Origin of the sequence: Brochothrix thermosphacta DSM 20171 = FSL F6-1036, from assembly GCF_036884295.1 — a bacterium.
Classification (GTDB): Bacteria; Bacillota; Bacilli; order Lactobacillales; family Listeriaceae; genus Brochothrix; species Brochothrix thermosphacta.
Window position 1 is genome coordinate 2272522 of record NZ_CP145608.1, and the last position, 18805, is coordinate 2291326.

Annotated in this window: 16 protein-coding genes; all 16 read right to left on the bottom strand. The window is 35.4% G+C overall.

Translation table 11 applies throughout. The features are described 5' to 3' along the window. Positions 1 to 79 precede the first annotated feature (79 nt). Positions 80 to 829: a DUF5776 domain-containing protein gene (locus tag V6S17_RS11305; RefSeq protein ID WP_338515677.1), complete on the bottom strand. Its 750-nt coding sequence runs from the start codon at positions 827 to 829 to the stop codon at positions 80 to 82. Further along, positions 816 to 2453: a glycoside hydrolase family 73 protein gene (locus V6S17_RS11310; protein WP_338515678.1), complete on the bottom strand. Its 1638-nt coding sequence runs from the start codon at positions 2451 to 2453 to the stop codon at positions 816 to 818. The genes V6S17_RS11305 and V6S17_RS11310 overlap by 14 nt, the downstream gene beginning before the upstream one ends. Before the next feature lie 547 nt (positions 2454 to 3000). Next, positions 3001 to 3876, bottom strand: a complete 876-nt coding sequence (gene galU, locus V6S17_RS11315) for a UTP--glucose-1-phosphate uridylyltransferase GalU (protein WP_029091140.1) — start codon at positions 3874 to 3876, stop codon at positions 3001 to 3003. Between the two features lie 2 nt (positions 3877 to 3878). Next, positions 3879 to 5033, bottom strand: coding sequence for a CDP-glycerol glycerophosphotransferase family protein (locus V6S17_RS11320; RefSeq protein ID WP_051535956.1), 1155 nt, complete (start codon positions 5031 to 5033; stop codon positions 3879 to 3881). Positions 5034 to 5056: 23 nt separating this feature from the next. Next, complete coding sequence (locus V6S17_RS11325) at positions 5057 to 6550, bottom strand: glycosyltransferase (protein WP_029091138.1); 1494 nt, start codon at positions 6548 to 6550, stop codon at positions 5057 to 5059. A 2-nt stretch (positions 6551 to 6552) separates the two neighbouring features. Then, positions 6553 to 8586, bottom strand: coding sequence for a CDP-glycerol glycerophosphotransferase family protein (locus tag V6S17_RS11330; protein ID WP_029091137.1), 2034 nt, complete (start codon positions 8584 to 8586; stop codon positions 6553 to 6555). 12 nt (positions 8587 to 8598) lie between these two features. Further along, positions 8599 to 9495 carry a hypothetical protein gene (locus V6S17_RS11335; protein ID WP_029091136.1) on the bottom strand — a complete coding sequence of 299 codons (897 nt, stop codon included), beginning with the start codon at positions 9493 to 9495 and terminating at the stop codon, positions 8599 to 8601. A 219-nt stretch (positions 9496 to 9714) separates the two neighbouring features. Then, positions 9715 to 10101: a glycerol-3-phosphate cytidylyltransferase gene (tagD, locus tag V6S17_RS11340; protein ID WP_029091135.1), complete on the bottom strand. Its 387-nt coding sequence runs from the start codon at positions 10099 to 10101 to the stop codon at positions 9715 to 9717. A gap of 131 nt (positions 10102 to 10232) precedes the next feature. Further along, a complete protein-coding gene (locus V6S17_RS11345) occupies positions 10233 to 11168 on the bottom strand; it encodes an alpha/beta hydrolase (RefSeq protein WP_029091134.1) in 936 nt (311 codons plus the stop codon). 332 nt (positions 11169 to 11500) lie between these two features. Beyond that, positions 11501 to 12277, bottom strand: coding sequence for a PHP domain-containing protein (locus V6S17_RS11350; RefSeq protein WP_029091133.1), 777 nt, complete (start codon positions 12275 to 12277; stop codon positions 11501 to 11503). Positions 12278 to 12295: 18 nt separating this feature from the next. Beyond that, complete coding sequence (locus tag V6S17_RS11355) at positions 12296 to 13309, bottom strand: ABC transporter ATP-binding protein (RefSeq protein ID WP_029091132.1); 1014 nt, start codon at positions 13307 to 13309, stop codon at positions 12296 to 12298. 19 nt (positions 13310 to 13328) lie between these two features. Further along, on the bottom strand, positions 13329 to 14117 hold the full coding sequence (locus tag V6S17_RS11360; protein ID WP_029091131.1) for an ABC transporter permease: 789 nt from the start codon (positions 14115 to 14117) through the stop codon (positions 13329 to 13331). Then, entirely contained in the window at positions 14118 to 14966 is an 849-nt protein-coding gene (locus tag V6S17_RS11365) for an ABC transporter permease (protein WP_029091130.1), read from the bottom strand. 15 nt (positions 14967 to 14981) lie between these two features. Next, positions 14982 to 15791: an alkaline phosphatase family protein gene (locus tag V6S17_RS11370; protein ID WP_029091129.1), complete on the bottom strand. Its 810-nt coding sequence runs from the start codon at positions 15789 to 15791 to the stop codon at positions 14982 to 14984. A gap of 12 nt (positions 15792 to 15803) precedes the next feature. After that, positions 15804 to 16916 (bottom strand): ABC transporter substrate-binding protein, encoded by a 1113-nt coding sequence (locus V6S17_RS11375; protein WP_029091128.1) that lies wholly within the window; start codon positions 16914 to 16916, stop codon positions 15804 to 15806. 349 nt (positions 16917 to 17265) lie between these two features. Next, complete coding sequence (locus V6S17_RS11380; protein ID WP_051535955.1) at positions 17266 to 18591, bottom strand: DUF5068 domain-containing protein; 1326 nt, start codon at positions 18589 to 18591, stop codon at positions 17266 to 17268. Between the last annotated feature and the right edge of the window lie 214 nt (positions 18592 to 18805).

An 18805-nucleotide genomic window follows, 5' to 3' on the forward strand; every position in this document is an offset into this window, starting at 1 on the left:
TTAATCTACAATCCAAAAAGCTTCTTAATTTAATAGAAATTTTTCTCACCAACACTATTTGACACAGTGCCTTTTAAAATCAATTATACTTTACGACATTTGTCTTGTGACCTGTATAGAATCGACCATTTGATAATTCCATCCGTGGCGAACCGTTCGAAGTATATACGATTCTTTTAACCTTAAGTATGCTTCCTACTTTATACTTTTCAACTCTGTTTTTTCCTGTGAAATCCACACTCTTGTGTGACCAATCTTCTTTTAAAACTTTAACTTTTTTAGGGTTAACCGTATAATATTTTGCAGCTGTTCCTATCGTTTGTAAAACATTTATCCGATGACCCGTATAATAATTACCATCTTCTAATTGCATACGTGGCGAACCATTCGCTGTGTATTTAATGGCTTTGACTTTCAAGATTGATCCCGCAGTGTACTTCTTCACTTTGTTTTTTTCCGTGAAATTCACACTCGTATGTGACCATTCATCTTTCAACGCCACTACGATTTTAGGATTAACCGTATAATATTTTGCAGCTGTTCCTATCGTTTGTAAAACATTTATCCGATGACCCGTATAATAATTACCATCTTCTAATTGCATACGCGGCGAACCATTCGCTGTGTATTTAATGGCTTTGACTTTCAAGATTGATCCCGCAGTGTACTTCTTCACTTTGTTTTTTTCCGTGAAATTCACACTCGTATGTGACCATTCATCTTTCAACGCCACTACGATTTTAGGATTAACCGTATAATATTTTGCAGCTGTTCCTATCGTTTGTAAAACATTTATCCGATGACCCGTATAATAATTACCAATTACCATCTTCTAATTGCATACGCGGCGAACCATTCGCTGTGTATTTAATGGCTTTGACTTTCAAGATTGATCCCGCAGTGTACTTCTTCACTTTGTTTTTTTCCGTGAAATTCACACTCGTATGTGACCATTCATCTTTCAACGCCACTACGATTTTAGGATTAACCGTATAATATTTTGCAGCTGTTCCTATCGTTTGTAAAACATTTATCCGATGACCCGTATAATAATTACCATCTTCTAATTGCATACGTGGCGAACCATTCGCTGTGTATTTAATGGCTTTGACTTTCAAGATTGATCCCGCAGTGTACTTCTTCACTTTGTTTTTTTCCGTGAAATTCACACTCGTATGTGACCATTCATCTTTCAACGCCACTACGATTTTAGGATTAACCGTATAATATTTTGCAGCTGTTCCTATCGTTTGTAAAACATTTATCCGATGACCCGTATAATAATTACCATCTTCTAATTGCATACGTGGCGCACCATTCGCTGTGTATTTAATGGCTTTGACTTTCAAGATTGATCCCGCAGTGTACTTCTTCACTTTGTTTTTTTCCGTGAAATTCACACTCGTATGTGACCATTCATCTTTCAACGCCACTACGGTTTTAGGGTTAACCGTATAATAATCATTCAGATTAATATTATCTCCAAATGCTTCTTTGTCCCAAGCGGTTAAGTTATTATAGGTAATTGTTCTTTGTAATTTTCCAGGGTAGTCAGGATCCGTTGCATAACCCGCTAACCAAATTTCATTGGTAGCTTTAATATAGTTTTTCTCGCCAAGTACTTTATAATAACGTGGATTTTCAACTAAAAATTTCCCGTGATCTTCCATACTTTCTTTCCAGCTCGGATATTTTCGGAATTCAGCATTCACAGTTACCCACTGGCCATTGATAAACTCAAGGGTTGGCCATAACTCAAATTGACCATTATAGCGCCCTTTGATACCAAATAAATTATTGGCGCTTAATGACAATCCCGATGAACCCCAACCACTTTCTAATGCGGCTTGAGCACCCGTCAATGATGGTAAAACCTTATATTTTTTCCAGCCCGATATTGCACCAGCTTTAATTTTACTCAAAAACAATTCGGTATTAGACATTGTTGGAGCAGCCAAACTACGTTTCGAACGTGTTTTAGATTCTGATTCAACTTGATAATAGCCTGGGCCTAAATCCGGTCTCAATTCCATTTTAGGTAGATTTGCCAGTGTTTCTTCCACCGCTTTTTCTTGTGGTGTTTTCTCTTCTGAACTGGATTTATCAGTAGTCTCATTACTACTTTCTGAAGTTATTGTTTCATTATCTGAAGTATTCACCGTTGCATCATCGTCAGATATTGCAGATGATGTAGTCTCACTATTTGATGTAGTCTCACTATTTGATGTAGTCTCACTATTTGATGTAGTCTCACTATTTGCTGTGTTCGCATCTGTTTCTATTTGTTCACTATCATTCAATGCAGACTCACTTAGTGAACTGCTATTATTTTGAATAGTCTTTGATTTTTCTGAAGTTACTGTCTCGTATGAATTACTTGCATACACTGATGGCATCGCTGTGAACGTAAGTACACCACTCATCAAAACCAAAAGCATCTTATTTTTTTTCACTAGCCTTCACCCCTTTTTTTACTCATATCTTCCATTATAACATTTTTCAGACGAACAAATTTTTATTTTTTATATCCAAAAAGTTATTTTTTGAAACTTCGTAGCTCACATCAATATATATAATAAATCCATAGCTATTGCTTATTATCAACTAATAGGTAGTATACACTATAAAAAAACATTTTAACCATTTGTCACCATAATGATACATAGATTTAATACACATTTTGTAATATTTTATCCGTTGTTTTTATTTAATTATTTTCAAATACGATATTACTTCATCGCACAGGTACTTATCCTTGTTTCTTTTCAATATGATTTCTCAAAAAGAACCTCTATAAATTCTCTTTTAAATATAGTTTTCGACCTACCCAGAGGATGATATATGACTCTTACAAATCATATTTTTCACAAATAAAATTGTTACTTTGTATTCGTTTCAATTAAAAGTAAATCACGCTCAAAAAAAAACATTCATAATTAAGTATCCATAAAACTGAGGCAGCTACAATTCTTGTAGCTGCCTCAATTACCACTTATTCTATTATTCTTTATTTTCTTGAGCTAATTCATTAACTAGCTCTTGCACACGCTCTTTAATTTCTGGATGATCCAAGGCAAAACGCAAAGTAGTATCAACAAAACCAAATTTATCTCCAACATCATAACGACGTCCTTCAAACTCATAAGCAAGCACGCGTTCTGTTTTATTAAGGCGGTCTATAGCATCTGTTAACTGAATTTCATCTCCAGCACCAGCTTCTTGCGTCTCAAGTAAGCTAAATATTCCTGGTGTAAGTAAGTACCGACCTAATATTGCTAATTGACTCGGTGCTTTTTCTACACTTGGCTTTTCCACAAAACCGCGCACACTATAGAGCTTATCTCCTATCTCAGTTTCTGGGTCAATGATCCCATACCTATTTGTATCTTCTAAAGGTACTGTTTGAACACCGATAATTGAGTTTTTTGTTTTATCATACTGATTGATTAATTGTTTAACACAAGGTGTTTCTGATTTCACAATATCATCACCTAATAAAACAACAAACGGTTCATTTCCAACAAACCCCTTAGCTTGCAAAATAGCATCTCCGAGACCACGAGGGCTTTTTTGTCGAATAAAGTGAATGTTGATTTTTGAAGTTTCTTGAACCATCGCTAGCATGTCCAATTTGTTTTTTGAAAGTAAATTTTGCTCTAACTCAGGCGCATTATCGAAATGATCTTCGATTGATCGTTTTCCTTTACCTGTAATAATCAGTATTTCTTCAATACCTGAATCGACAGCTTCTTCTACAATATATTGAATCGTTGGTTTATCAATAATAGGTAACATTTCTTTAGCCGTCGCTTTTGTAGCTGGTAAAAAACGGGTCCCTAATCCTGCTGCCGGTATAATGGCTTTTTTTACTTTCATATTCAACTCCCCTTCAAAGTTTTTTTAATAACTGATGATACAATTCTTTCTGTTGCTGCTCCATCATCTTGTGAACAATAGGACTCGATAAATTGAGTACTTGGATAAGTCGGTGTAATAATTGCTTCAATTAAAGCAGTTGTTGTATCTACTACTATACCCGGTAAATCCGCAATTATATCCGAATACATCCCTCTAACCTCATTTTGATAAGTCTCCCAATCCGGTGTAAAAAAAATAATTGGACGTTGTAAATTAGCGTAATCGAAAAACACCGAGGAATAATCTGTAATCAAAAAGTCACTAATAACAAAATAGCTATTGATATCATATGTTTGAGGTACTTTAATCGCAAAACCTTTGAATTTTTCAGGAATTTTTATCTGATCAGAAATAAGGTAATGCCATTTTATTAGAAGAACATACTCAGCTCCTAATACAGAGTACATTTTTTCTAAATCGATATCCAGAACTGAACGGTAAGACCCTTTTTCATGACTATTATTGTCTTTCCATGTAGGTGCATAAAGTATCACTTTTTTTGAAGTGGAAATCCCTATTTCTTTTTTCATTTCATCAACAAAATCAACATCAAAATTTTTCAAAAAATCATTTCTTGGATAACCTGTCACTTTAACTTTATCCGCAGATAAATTAAAAGCAGATTGATATTTTTCGCTTGCATAGTCATTTTGTGCAATCAAAAAATCCCATTTACTCGTATCTGATACCAACGTTTTGCGGTAAGTCGCTTGATCGATTCCAGGCATAGTTAATTTCTCTATATCCAATCCTAATTTTTTCAAAGGTGTTCCATGCCAAGTTTGAAGATATGTTGTTTTTTTATTTTTAACAACCCAATCAGGCACTCGAACATTATTCACCCAGTAACTCGCTCGAGCCATCAAAACCAGCCACTTAAATGAACCACGTTTCACCGTCTCAATATTCTGCTTAATAAATTCATCTTCATAACCAGGCTTCACTGCCCAGATTAAACGATAGGGATATTCATTCTTATTCTCCAATAAAAACTTGTGAATTGCTTTTGGGCTGTCACTAAATTGTTTTCCAAAAAAGCTCTCAAATACAATGATTTTTTTTACTGGTAATAAAGTAAAAAGACACATTATTAATTTAGCCATTTTCACTTTCATATGATTCCCCCTCGTAGCGCTAATTATTCAATAATTGATAACCAATTGCTAACAAATTTTTCCTCTGAAAATTTGTTAGAACGTTTTCTGGTTAAATTTCTATTATGAGGGGTAACTACTTCTTGTAGCATTTCTTCACATAGCGATTGCGGCGTGCTTTTTTTTGTAAGTCTCCCCGAGTTAGCGTCTAAAATTTCAGATGGTCCCCAGTAAAGATCATAACTAATTACAGGACACCCATTTGTAATGCTTTCTAAAACCGTCAAGGCAAAGCCTTCAGCTGTGCTGCACATTAATGAAAAGTCTGCTTCTTGAAAAATTTCATCTGGATTTTTAGTCACACCTTTAAAATTAATCGTTTCGTTAAGATTCAATTTCGACACTATTTTTTTTAAATCTACTTCATGTAATCCTTCACCATATATATTTAATTTATAAGCTGGATTAACTTTACTGAATTCACTAAAAGCAATAATAGCATGGTCAATTCTTTTTTCAGGAGCGAGTCGAGCAATAATAACAATTGTTTTATCTTTTACTTTATTTTTTATAGCTACTGTATTTCGAGCATGAGGTATTACCTCTACTTTCCCATCTAAATGTGGGTGTCTGGCAATGATATTTTTTTTCTGTCCTTCAGTTAAGGTTACAATTTTATCATTTTCACCCCATTTACCCTCAAAAGCTACTTTAAAACTTTTTTTCACATTGGAATCTAAGTTTGTTGGTTCACTAAGATGTGAACCATGAAGTTGTAAAATTTTTGTAATGTTAGTATCCAAATTCAAAATCGATTTATCTAGTAGACGTGCATCGTTTATAATTGTATCTCCAGGCTTAAATAGTTCTGAAAACCAATGTTCAAAGAATGCTGCTTCTGTTGAAAATACCTTTGTATCATCCTTTTTATCAAATAGTATCACTCTATCTACTATAAGTTTTTTATTATCATCATATGAATATTCCTTAGCTGCATAAGGCTTCAAATTAACATTGACAAAAACATCTGTATTTATTTTGTCAGTTCCCGCTTCAAAATAACGAATTTTATGAACATTACCATTACTATTTACATAGGCCCTTTTAACAGAACGTTTATAATTTGGTGAATAAAAATCAACATTTTTAACTTCACCTGACTTCTTATGATGTGAAACATGCATTACAATTCTACCTTCTTGATATGAATAGATGAGATTACTATTAGCTGAACGTTTTACATCATCACGGTTCCCTTTAATCTCTGTTTTTATCAATTTTAAATAATTATTTCTTTTGCCTCTCATGCTCCCTCTATAATAATCATAAATATTAACGGGATTAATAGACTCATTAATTTTATTGCTTTGCCTAAATTTTTTATATACTTGTTCATATTCTTCATTATAATTCGTTGTATAAATATTTATTTTTTTCCCTTCTTTAGAAAAAAGACGAGCTCTTCTTAACAATGAGGATGTTCTTCCTCCGTGAACTGGAGGTAAAGTACTTGTAATAATATTTATAGTTTTATTCATAATTACCCTCTTTTCATATTATTTACTATAAAATCAACCGTTTTAAACGATGATTTACCATCATTTATCGCACAGTAACGTTCATAAAAATCTTCAAAACGATGTGCGTATTTCACATTTTCATTTGAAAGACTGTTTTGAATTTCAAGCATTAAATCTTTTCTGTTTTTCACGATTGCTCCTGGCATTGTTTTTTCATAATCCAAATAAAAACCACGAAGTTCGTCTTTATAGACATGGTAATCATAAGGATAAAAAAGCATTGGTTTCTTCAGATAGGCATAGTCAAAGAACACAGAAGAATAATCGGTAATTAGCATATCAGATGCTAGATAAAGATCGCTAATATCTGGATGATCTGACGCGTTAATAACAAAATCTTCAAACCCCGTTAAATCCAACGCATTAGAAATTAAATAATGCATGCGTAATACTAAGACACTATCAGCGCCGAACTTAGCTTTCATATCATTTAGATCAAACGGCAATTCAAAAGTATATTTCCCTTGTTCAATGAATTGGTTGTCACGATAAGTAGGTGCGTATAGGATTACATTTTTATTTTCGGGAATACCCAAGTTAACTTTAATGTCATTGATATCCACCGCTGTGGCATTAATTAATTTATCATTACGTGGGTAACCCACCTTCAAAATTTTATTATCAAAGCCAAAAGCGCTACGGAAGATCGCTGTTGAATAATCATTGGGACTTATTAATGCATCCCAACGGTTTGCCTCTTTCACAAAATTACGATGATATTTTTCAGTTGTCGTTCCTGGCATAGAAACATTCTGTATATCCAAACCTAATTTTTTCAATGGTGTTCCATGCCATGTTTGTACGTAAAGTGTGTGAGTTTGTTTTTTCACCCACAATGGTATACGTGCGTTACTAACCCAGATATGTGCTTTAGCCATTGTATTCGCCCATTTTTGAGTTTCTCTCACAATATACTCAATCCCATTAGCAACACAATACTCCACTTGTACTTTATCAATGGACCAAATTAATTGATAACTTGGATAGTAGCGTTGCATCAATTTGTAAATTGCCATTGGGCTATCACTTACTTGTCTACCACCAAAACTTTCAAACACCACTGTTTGATTCTCAAACGGTTCATGTGTTTTATTTAAAATCCGCTTACATAAAAACACTTTGTTTTTTCGCATCAGCTGGTTTTTATTATTTTGAAACTTAGTATTCGCTCCTACTATTTTTTTCTTAGCTGTAATAGGAAGTGGATCCACCGTATACCTTTGTAAAAAGACAGTACCATCTGCATGAATAATGAGTTCAACATTTTCTTTTTTAGCTACCCGAAACTTCATATTAAGTCCCTGTTTAGCACCTTTATACTCTATCCTTTGATAAAAATTAATACATTCATTATGGCTGTTCACAATATCAAAAGATGTATATAAATCATATGTTCCTTTTTTTTCTATTTCTTCGATGGGGATCAGTGCATCAAAAATATAATCTATTGTTCCAATTGAAAAAACATTTTCATATCGATTATGACGTTTCTTCAAAATGATTTTTTGATTGCTCATCTTACAATTATTATAACGATTAACTCCCGATATATATAGTCCCTCGGGTGATAAATTGACACTTGTCACGTTGAATTTTTCTTCAATATGCTCTGTTTTAACACTGATTATAGCCTGACCATCACTGCTTGTTAAGAATTCAAAACTACTGCCTTTAATATCTAATAGTATTCGCTCAGTAATGTAGTTATTTTCTACATTAACAAGTTCGCTCGTATGCCCGTCATTTATAGCTAAATATATATGCCAGTTAAAACTAACAACATCTTCTACAGGATACTTCAGTACTAAAGGATCCAGTGTAATCGACATAATATTTCCATTGCTATGATTGATTGGAAAGCTAATGATTGCGTTCGTTTCCTGTTCTCTAAAAATGATATTCATGTATTTACTATCAGTAAGATTATCTAACATTTCAAAACTAAATACATACTTATCTTGTTGGCGTTTAACTTCTGAAAAAATCGCTCTCAATTAAAGTCCTCCTTAAAAATTAAAAACAAGTTGATTAGGTAAAGTGATTGCAACGTCAATTGCTTCTTTTTCATCCACGTATAATGTTATTTGTTCGTTTAAATTCAATTGTTCAATTAACTCTTTATAAAATTCATAACGATTATTCAGCTTGACTTGATTAACATAATCGATACCTTCGAATCTTTGGGTAATAACATATTGCGGTGCATTTGTTACTTTGGTTTCAGTATTTTCCATCTGCGTTGCATCCTGTATATCGTCAACACTGACATTCTCTTCAGCGTTATTATGTGTATGCTGTAGTTGAACAATCAATTCAAGTAGTTTTTCTTGTTCGCTGGGTTCACTGTTTTTTTCTTGTTCAATTATTTCTCTTTTTTCATGAACAATTCTAAAAACCATTTCTTTTGATTGGTTGAATAAAATAGTGGCCGTTGGTTTACTATCTCTAAAATAATCCACGGCTAGTAAGTGGTTATCTTTAAAATAGTGAGTCTCACTTAAATTTCCTAATATATAGAATTTAATGTAGTTTAATTTATCTTGACTCGTATAGTGATGTGCTTCTTCAACTTCATTTGAAGAATTAAAATATTCAATATATTTTTTACCTTTACTGTCATACGAGATGAGCGATGATGGGAAGTTATCTAATGGTTCTCTTATGTTATTATATGCCACACCTGGACTGTTGCGATAAATTTCTGATGCACTTGTAGTTGGAATGTTCTTTCCAAATAGCTTTTTAACAGTCTTTTCTGCCTTAAAAACATCCTTATATTGTGCCATCCCTAATATCAATTGCACGCTTTCCTCAGATGCTATACAAGCATTTATTTTTTGCGTTAGACGGCCGCTTATAATTGTATCTGTATCTGTCACTATAAACACATTCTTCATAATCACTCATTACCTCCTACAAAAATATAATCACTTCTTTTTGCGATTATTTACTACTAATATACTAGAGAATATCTTCATATCATTTATTATTATATCATTAATTCTGTGCCCTCACTATAGAAAACCGCATGTAGAACGCTTAATAAACAATCTAAAACTATTTGTGAGTGTTATTCCCCTACCATAAAAAAACCAACGATTAAGAATCGTTGGTTTTTAGTGCTATTTCATTAAGTCTTCTTTAATCATCGACGTTGAAATACCTTCAGTACGATCAAGATAAACAACCTCACATTGTTCACTTAGAAAGTCAAACTTACCTTTCCAATCATCGCCCATAACAAAAATATCAATGTCGTGAGCATCTACATCTTTTACTTTTTGTTCCCAATCGTTTTCAGGGATTACTTCATCCACATATTTGATTGCTTCCAAAATGTATTTTCTGTGTTCATAACTATGATAGGCTTCTTTATGCTTTATAAGATTAAATTCATCTGTTGAAATTGCGACAGTCAAATGGTCACCTAATTGTTTTGCACGCTCTAAAAGACGAATATGTCCCCAGTGCAATAAATCAAACGTCCCATAAGTAATAATTTTTTTCATATCATACACTCCACTCTAACTTATTTTTAAGTTATATTTTATTTAAGTTGTTTTATCAACGATAGTATAACATATTTAGCTAATAATCAGATAATAATAGTATAACATTGATTGTGTTGAAGTATGAGTAATTAATCTACATACTTATCTAAAAATGACATGACGTGGTTAGTAAATAATTTTTTATCTACTGGGAAAGATTCTACGTGATTTGCACCTTTCGCAATGTAGATTGCTTTTGGTCCTTTCGTTGCTTTATAAATTTCATAGGCATAGCTTGTGGGTACAAAATCATCTTTATCACCATGGATAACTAGCAATGGCAACTTGTTTTTTTCAATTGCTGCTAATGGATCTGCTTGTCCAAAGAAATAACCTGCACGTAGTTTTGTAATCCCACTTGTTATTGGCAACAACGGGAAACTTGGTAAGTTATAAAGCTCCTTTAATTGGTAACTTAATTCCGCTTTTGCTGAGGTATAACCACAATCCTCAACAATGGCTTTAACATTATCAGGCAGTTTTTCACCTGTTGCCATCATCACTGTTGCTGCGCCCATACTATGACCATGCAGAACGATTTCTTCCTCCGTACCATTCATGGCAATCGTTTTATCTATCCAGCGTTTGAAATCATTTTTCTCTAGATAACCAAAGCCCACAAAATCACCTTCGCTATCGCCATGCGCTCGAACATCTGGAACCAACACATTATAACCAGCATCATGATACATTTTTGCAACGCCTGCCATATCTAAACGAGAGCCCATGTATCCATGAGAAATAACCACTGTACGTTTTGTTTTTTCACTGGCTGGTAAATACGATGCTTTAAGTTTCAAATCATCTTGTGACGTGATAGACCATTCTTCTGTTTTAGCATCGTCTAAAAACCAACGTTTTTCTTTATAGAGCTTATCTTTTTTCGTTACACCCATATCTTCTGCTAAAAAGTCTTTTTCCCCCGGAACAACTGCTACATTATAAAAATAATTACCTGCAAAAATTAAACCACCACTAATAAGAACAACTATCGTGATTAGAATAATTAACATCTTCTTTTTCATCTCCGCCTCTTTCTGAATAAGCACTCATCGTTTTATTTAAATTCTCTACTTCCAATATACACTATTTTTAGCTAATATTTGTTCTAAATAGTAACTTTTAAGGACTACTTTTGGAAAGAGCATTTTGATGATAACACGACAAAGAACGTTCCAAATCAGTATTTGTCTTCAATAAAAACCAGTAGCTTGGCAGGGCTACTGGTTTTTTCTATATTATAGGGAGAGGCAAAATGAAAAAAACAAACTTGGCATTAGCTGTTCTTTACTCTTTAAATATAACAAGTGAGTGTTAACAAGTTATGACGAAGTTTGGTCTTTTTTGGGAAAGTTGTTTAGATTGGTTTAAAAATCGCATGTTGTTGATCATACACGGCAATTTTTGTCACACAATGCTTCTTCAGCAAAGCGATGGCATCTTTAAAGTGGAACCCATAATGTGCCACTGAATGCGCATCAGAACCGATTGAGAAGCGCTGTCCGCCCATCGTGACATACCATTCAATCATTTGTTCATAGAGTGCGACATTACCGTATTCATACATGCTACGCGTGTTTAACTCAAGCGCTATTTTATTTGTCTTCATCCGCTTCAGAATCGCTGTTAAAACCGTTTTATGTTTTTGGAACTCCTCCAGTGTGACATCAAATAAACGGATGCCATAATCGAAGTGACTGAGAATATTTGCTTGCGGGAAATGTTGTATCGCGATTAACAACAATCCAAAATATTCGTGCATCACTTGGCGGACTTCTTTTTTCTTCACTACGGGTTGTAAATAATCATACCGACCATTTTGATGCACGCTCAACAGCAATACATCAAATTCCTTACCCTCCAAATAAGCTAAGATTTTTTCTTTCGACTCCACCGTAAAACCCACTTCTAAACCTTTACGAATACGACGACCGCTCGTTGTTTCTAACTGGGCAATAGTTGCTGAATACGCGTCATAATCAAGTACAGTGTCTTGTTCATTGTTGTAAAAATCATGAAAATCAAGATGTTCTGTCGTCACAAGTGTGCCTTGACTGATTTTCAAATAATTGGCGAGTGTCTCTTCTGAGTCTGGCGAAAAATGTGTGTGCATATGCTGATCATACCGCTTCATGCTGATTCCTCCTTCATCCTAAGCAATACTCAAACAATTGCGTTTTTCAAAGCGTAAGTGCACCCAATCACCGACTGAAAGTAAATTGAAACTACGATACAGCTCATCAACACGTAAACGAACACCCTCTACTTCGACATAATAACTTAAAATATTCCCGCTCGTTGTCGCATCGACAATTCTGCCACGGACCGTGTACTCTTCTTCACTGGGGTTAAACGCTGCTTTGTTCGAATCAATCACTTCTGGACGGATTGCAATGTCGCTTGTAACTGTCTGACCTGTCACTTGAGCAAATGCTCTTGGTTCCAAAATATTATAGTTGCCCATAAATGAGGCGACAAATTTTGTTTTGGGCTGCGTATACAGTTCCGTCGGATGATCGGATTGTTCAATTTGCCCTTCATTCATCACATGAACCACATCAGATAAAATCATTGCCTCGTCCTGATCGTGTGTTACAAAAATAGTCGTGATGTTCAACTGTTTTTGAATGCGCCGAATTTGTTTTTGTAAACTCTTACGTAACATCGCATCAATTGCTGATAGCGGTTCATCTAACAGCAGTACTTTCGGTTCTGTTACAATCGCACGTGCCAGTGCAACCCGTTGTTTTTGCCCGCCCGACAATGACTGTGGGTACTGTTTTTCTTTACCGACAAGATCAACAATGGCGATTATTTCAGCGACTTTTTGTTCCCGTTCAACTTTTGGCACTTTGCTCATCTTCAAACCAAAAGCAATATTTTCTTCAACAGTCATATTGGGAAACAACGAATACTGTTGAAACACCATCCCAATTTCGCGTTGACCTGGCTCCAATTTAGTAATGTTTTTACCATTGATTAAAATCTCACCACCATCGATGGTTTCAAAGCCGGCTAATGCGCGTAATAAAGTTGATTTTCCGCAACCGGATGGTCCTAACAAGGTGACTAAATGCCCTTCCTCAATCGATAGGGATAACTCGTTCAATACTTGCTTTTGTCCATCATATGTTTTGCGAATGTGTTTAAATTCAATGTAACTCATGTTCTTTCTCCTCCTTATGTTAAGCCTTACGGTTAAGTCGTGTAACGCCATACGATAGCAATAACATCACCGCAAACATTAACACAGAAACGGCACTAGCCGAGTGCCCAGAAACAGCACGTATTTCATTCAGGTAAACACCTAATGTTGGGAAATAACTGCCTGCTAGTATATTGATTAAAACAAAATCACCAAACAAAATACCTACTGCCAAAAGCAATGTTGCCAATAAGCCTTTTTTCACACTTGGGACAATGATGCGGAAGTACGTATAAAACTTGTTGGCTCCTAAAATCGCTGCGCTTTCTAAAATCGGTACAACATCAATGGTATTTAGTGCATTTTTAATGCCTTGATACATATAGGGTAGTATGACGATGCCATAAGCACATATCACTAAGAAAATTCGGTTAGAGAGAAAACTATCGCTGCCACCGTATAGCGATAAAATACTGACTGCAAGAATAACTCCTTGTATTCCATAAGGAATTTTAGAGAGAATATCAACATACTTATCCACTTTTGGAAAATACACCCGAATGACAAATTGTGTCACTAACATCAACAACATCATCAATACTGTTGGGACAAAAGCCACAATCAACGTACGGATAATTGCTGGTCCGATCGCATTTCCTCGTGTAAACAAGTCGGTATAGAATGAGAGTGTAAACGCGCTTGGCATCAGTGTGGTGACATCTTTAAAGAGCGAGTTAACCAATGTTATCACTGGTGGGATAATCAAGAAAAGTGTCACTGCTACAATAATCACGTTGCTTAAAAAAGCTTTTCGTTTAAGTGTTTGCATTTATAAATCCTTTCTCAACTTCGCTAAAAGTCGCGTACTCAAAATCGTTGTCACACCCATCAACACTAATAGTATCAATGATAAGGCACTCCCCAATTCAACTTGCTGAACAACATCGCCTGTAAACATCGAAGAGATCCGAATAGGTAGTAACGAAAAATTGGTTCCCATTAACGCATAAGGCGTTGCATACGCTGCAAGTGCATTGGAGAACATCACCGCAAAGGTGCCCAGAATACTGGGTAACAACAAGGGTAACCCCACACGTAGCCAAAATTGAAAGGTGCTCGCGTGTAACAGTTGAGCCGCTTCTTTGTACTCCGTTTTAATGGCATCAAACGATGGATACAACAGCAAGGTTGCCAGTGGAATTTGAAAATAAACAAATGTGAGCATGATCCCTGACGACGAATACAGATTGAAGTTGGCTAAAAAATCGATCCCTGTTTGTTGACCCAAACGAACGAGTATACCTGAGTTGCCTAATAAGATGATGAAGGCAAATGCCAGTTGGATTCCTTGAAAATTAGCGGTCATATTCAAAACATTCACAAACCCATTACGAATTTTAGATGAGGATTGATGAATAGCATAGGCGCTCAGCACCGCAATTGCTAAACCAACCAATGAAGAAATAACGGCAATAATCAAACTGTTACGAATCGAAAGCGTGTAATAGTCGCTCGCAAAAATCTCTTTGAAATTGGCAAAGGTAAATCCCTCTCCTCCAACAGGCTTAAAACTGTTCTGTACTATATTAAACAAGGGTAATAATTCAAACATGATCACAAAAAGCGCAAATGGTACAAGTAAGACTAAATACTTCCAATACGATTGTTTCCCTAACACAAGTTGTGCCTCCCTTTAAATAAACGTGAGTGGTGCCATCTGTTCACTCGGAGTCAACCCTAAGAGCTGACAGAGTAACGGTGCAATTTGTCGTTGTTTAACGAGCACGTCGCGGTAATCCCCAGTTGTTACATCTTCTGAAAAGATATACAAAGGTACCTGTCGATCATCTGACGATATGCCGTTATGCGTTTGAAAGGTGTTCATGCCATGATCAGCGGTCACAACGATTTGATACCCTTGAGCGCGCCACTTTAAAATAAACCCTGCTAATAAACTATCGATCGCCACTGTTTGTTGAACGTATTCTTTACTATCTGAACCATAGCGATGACCCACATCATCAATGTTCATCGTATGAATCAGTGTATAATCCGTTTGTTGTTGCTGAATTAAATAATCACCATCCAATAACAAGTGACTATCAGGGTAATGGTCTTCAAAATAGAACAACCCCTGTTGAATATAGCCAGCACTATTAAATTGTAGGCGATCGGTTTCTGGATTAAACGGTGATTTATTATACAGTTCGCTCACCCAGTGATACGCTGCTGCACCTGTTGTAAGGCCCGCTTCTTGAGCGAGTTGGAACACACTCACCTCTTTAGAAGGGCTGGTGCAATGATTAGCGTAAATACCATTTTGATACGTTGGAACGCCTGTCTGCAATACTTCATAAAGCGGACGTGACTGTGCAGGCACTTCTGCTTCAACGGTGTACACCGCACACTGCTGTTGTTCGATCATATGTGCCATAAAACCCATATGCGCAAACGCCGTTTTGGCGTTAAGTCCATCTAATACGACAAAAATCGTTTTTCCCATCCGATTCACTCCCTATTTTGCTTTAGTTAAAACTTCTTCTTGCCATTGTTTACCTAAAGTCGTTGCCGCTGCATCCCACGCTTTTGTATCTTTAATTGGACGGGCTTTTTTGTACTCTGCATCATCGAGCAATTTGGCTTTAACATCTGCTGGCAATTTGACTTTATTACGAATCGGACGAGCAAATCCACGTGCGAGGTTAATTTGACCTTCATCAGATAAAATATACTCGCGTGTCAGTGCTGCTGCATAAGGATGTGGCGCATACGCATTGATGATTGTTGCATAACCACTTTGAACGCTACCATCTGTTGGAATTGAGACAGCGAAGTCAGTTTTAGCATTCCCTTTTTCAATCGCATTTTTGTAGTTCAATGCATTAAAATCCCAGAAAATACCGACAGCGATTTCACCTGCTTCTAAACGGGCAAGCGACGCTTCACCCATATCCAAACGCCCTTGTTCTGCTAACTTCGCAAAAAATGCCAATCCCGGTTCAAGATTACTTTCATCGCCACCATTCGCAATAGCAGCTGCAAGTACCGCATTTTGTGATTGTGACCCTGCATTCACATCGCCGATTGTTACTTTATAATCACCTTTTAAAATATCAGCAAATGATTTTGGTGCGTCTTTCACTTTGGCTGTATTTGTCATGAAAGAAATCGTGCCCGTGTAACCGATGACCCAGTCACCGTTATCGTCTTTTGCCCAATCAGGCACTTCGTCCCAATAAGATGTTTTATAAGGAAGCGTTACGCCCTTACTCTCTGCTATCGGACCGAATGATTGACCAACATCACCGATATCTTTGGTCGCTTTTTTCTTTTCTGATTCAAACAATGCAATTTCTTCGGCTGAGCTCATATCTGTATCTGCATGCTTGACCCCGTATTTTTTATCGATATTTCCCCAAGTCTCACCCCAGTTTGCCCATGTATCCGGCATCCCTACTGATTCGACTTTACCTTCTGCTTTCGCTTTCTTTTCAATGTCACTTAGCGATAAGCTATTTAAATCAATTGATTGACTTGTTTCTTTTTTATCGTCTGCCGACGCACCACAACCTGCTAATAATGTTGTTGCCACTAAAGATACCACTAAGCCTTTTTTCAATTTCCCCATTATAATAAATCCTCCTAGTTGTTCTTTTTTTGGTGGTTAAGCCGTTGCACCCTTACCACATCCTTAGATTAGCAGAGGATTATTGACGCTTTGTATCCCTTTCGTAAATGCTCTGTAAAGTTTTTTTGATACCTTTACAAAAATAAAACAAACAGAGAAGCCCGTTTGGACTTCTCTGTTTGTTTTATTTTATTCATGCACAACCTATATAAAGATAGTATCTTCTATATCTCTACGGCAATGAGACGCGTCATGTTGCGATATTTTGCAGGTGTCACAAAGGTTATGTTATTAACATCACCAAAAGGCGAGAAAGTATATATATGCTCTCTCGCCTTTTTGATGCACATTATTTTTTCCACTCAAAAGTAGCTGTTTTACCTTTTTCAATACTTGCTGATGTATCATAATCAAGCAATCTAGTTTCAAGTACAAATGATTTATCCTTCCAAATTTTATCGTATTGTTCTTTATCCAACACGAAAACTTGGATCCAATCGCCTGACTTACCCTGCTCTAGTTTACCTGAGGCTGGACTTTTAACAAGCATACCTTCACTTAATGTTTTTTGCGAACCATTGTTGACAAGTAATGTTGAGCTTGAAGAAGTTAATGAAATATCATAATCGCCTTGATTATCTAATTTAAACTTCGCAGTCAACAAAACAACGCCATTTTCAAAGCTAATAAAACGGGAAGCTTTATCTTCATTCGGTTTAAATTCGGTAAATTGATAACCTTCCAATGTCACTTCTGTTTTACCAATTTTCTCTTTTTTATTTAAAGCTGTATTTTCTTGTAAAAGTGTTTTCTCGCCCCAATTTTCTAACGTTACTTTATCTTTGTACAATTTTGCTTCTGAAGTGTTTTTATCACTTCCTTTTTCATTCATTGCTAAATTAACAAGTTCATCTTCACCAATCATATCTTCACGTTTGAAGCTATCCTCTTTTGAGAATGCTGCTGGAACTTCTGCTGTAATCAATCCTTCTTTTTCTATCTTTTCTAATCCCGCTTCTATCTTTTCTAATCCCGCCAAATCAATAGCATAAGCAGCATTACCAGTCACTTTTTCACCAGCGTTTATTTTGAATTTTTTACTTGTAACCATTGATGAAAAATCTTTAGACTCATCACTCAACAAACTTTTAGTACTCGAATAAGAATTTGTAGCACCTGTAAAAGTCAAATTAATACTTGGTGTAAAGTAAACTGGCTCTTTACCTTTATTTTCAACAGTAAATTCTGCTAAAACAACGCCACCTTTATCTGTGTTACCTTTAAATGGTATTTCAAAGTCACTATGAAAATCTGTCACTTCATCTAATTCAAAACCATTAATGCTGACAATTGTATCTTCGCGCTTAACTGCTTTAGCCTCTCTATCAGTGAAAATTGTTTTTACTTTCTCAGCTGACATCGTATCTTTTACTTCAGAACGTAATGAATTAAACATGTCCTCTGTTTTTTCTTCTTTAGTATTTTTATTTTCTGTTACTTTTTTTTCATCCGTACTTGGTTGTGAAGCATCATCCGTTTTTTCTGTTTCCTTTTTGCTATCTGATTGTCCAACTTTTTCTTTTTCTACCGTTTCTTTTTTATTATCATCATTATTACACGCTGCCAAACCAACTACTGCCATTAATAGCAGTAATCCCATACCAATTTTTTTCATACAAAACACTCCTCTTAAGTTAATTTGTTACTACTTAACATTATCATTAAAACTATTAAATTATTTTTCTATATTTAGTCTATCTACAAAAAAATAAAAATAAACTACGCTCTAATTTAAGTTATTAGCCGAAATTATGTTATTATTTTCAAACAACTGGTTGAACAACACGGAATTACTTCCCAGACTTCCGCGCGCCCCTCTTTATAACTAG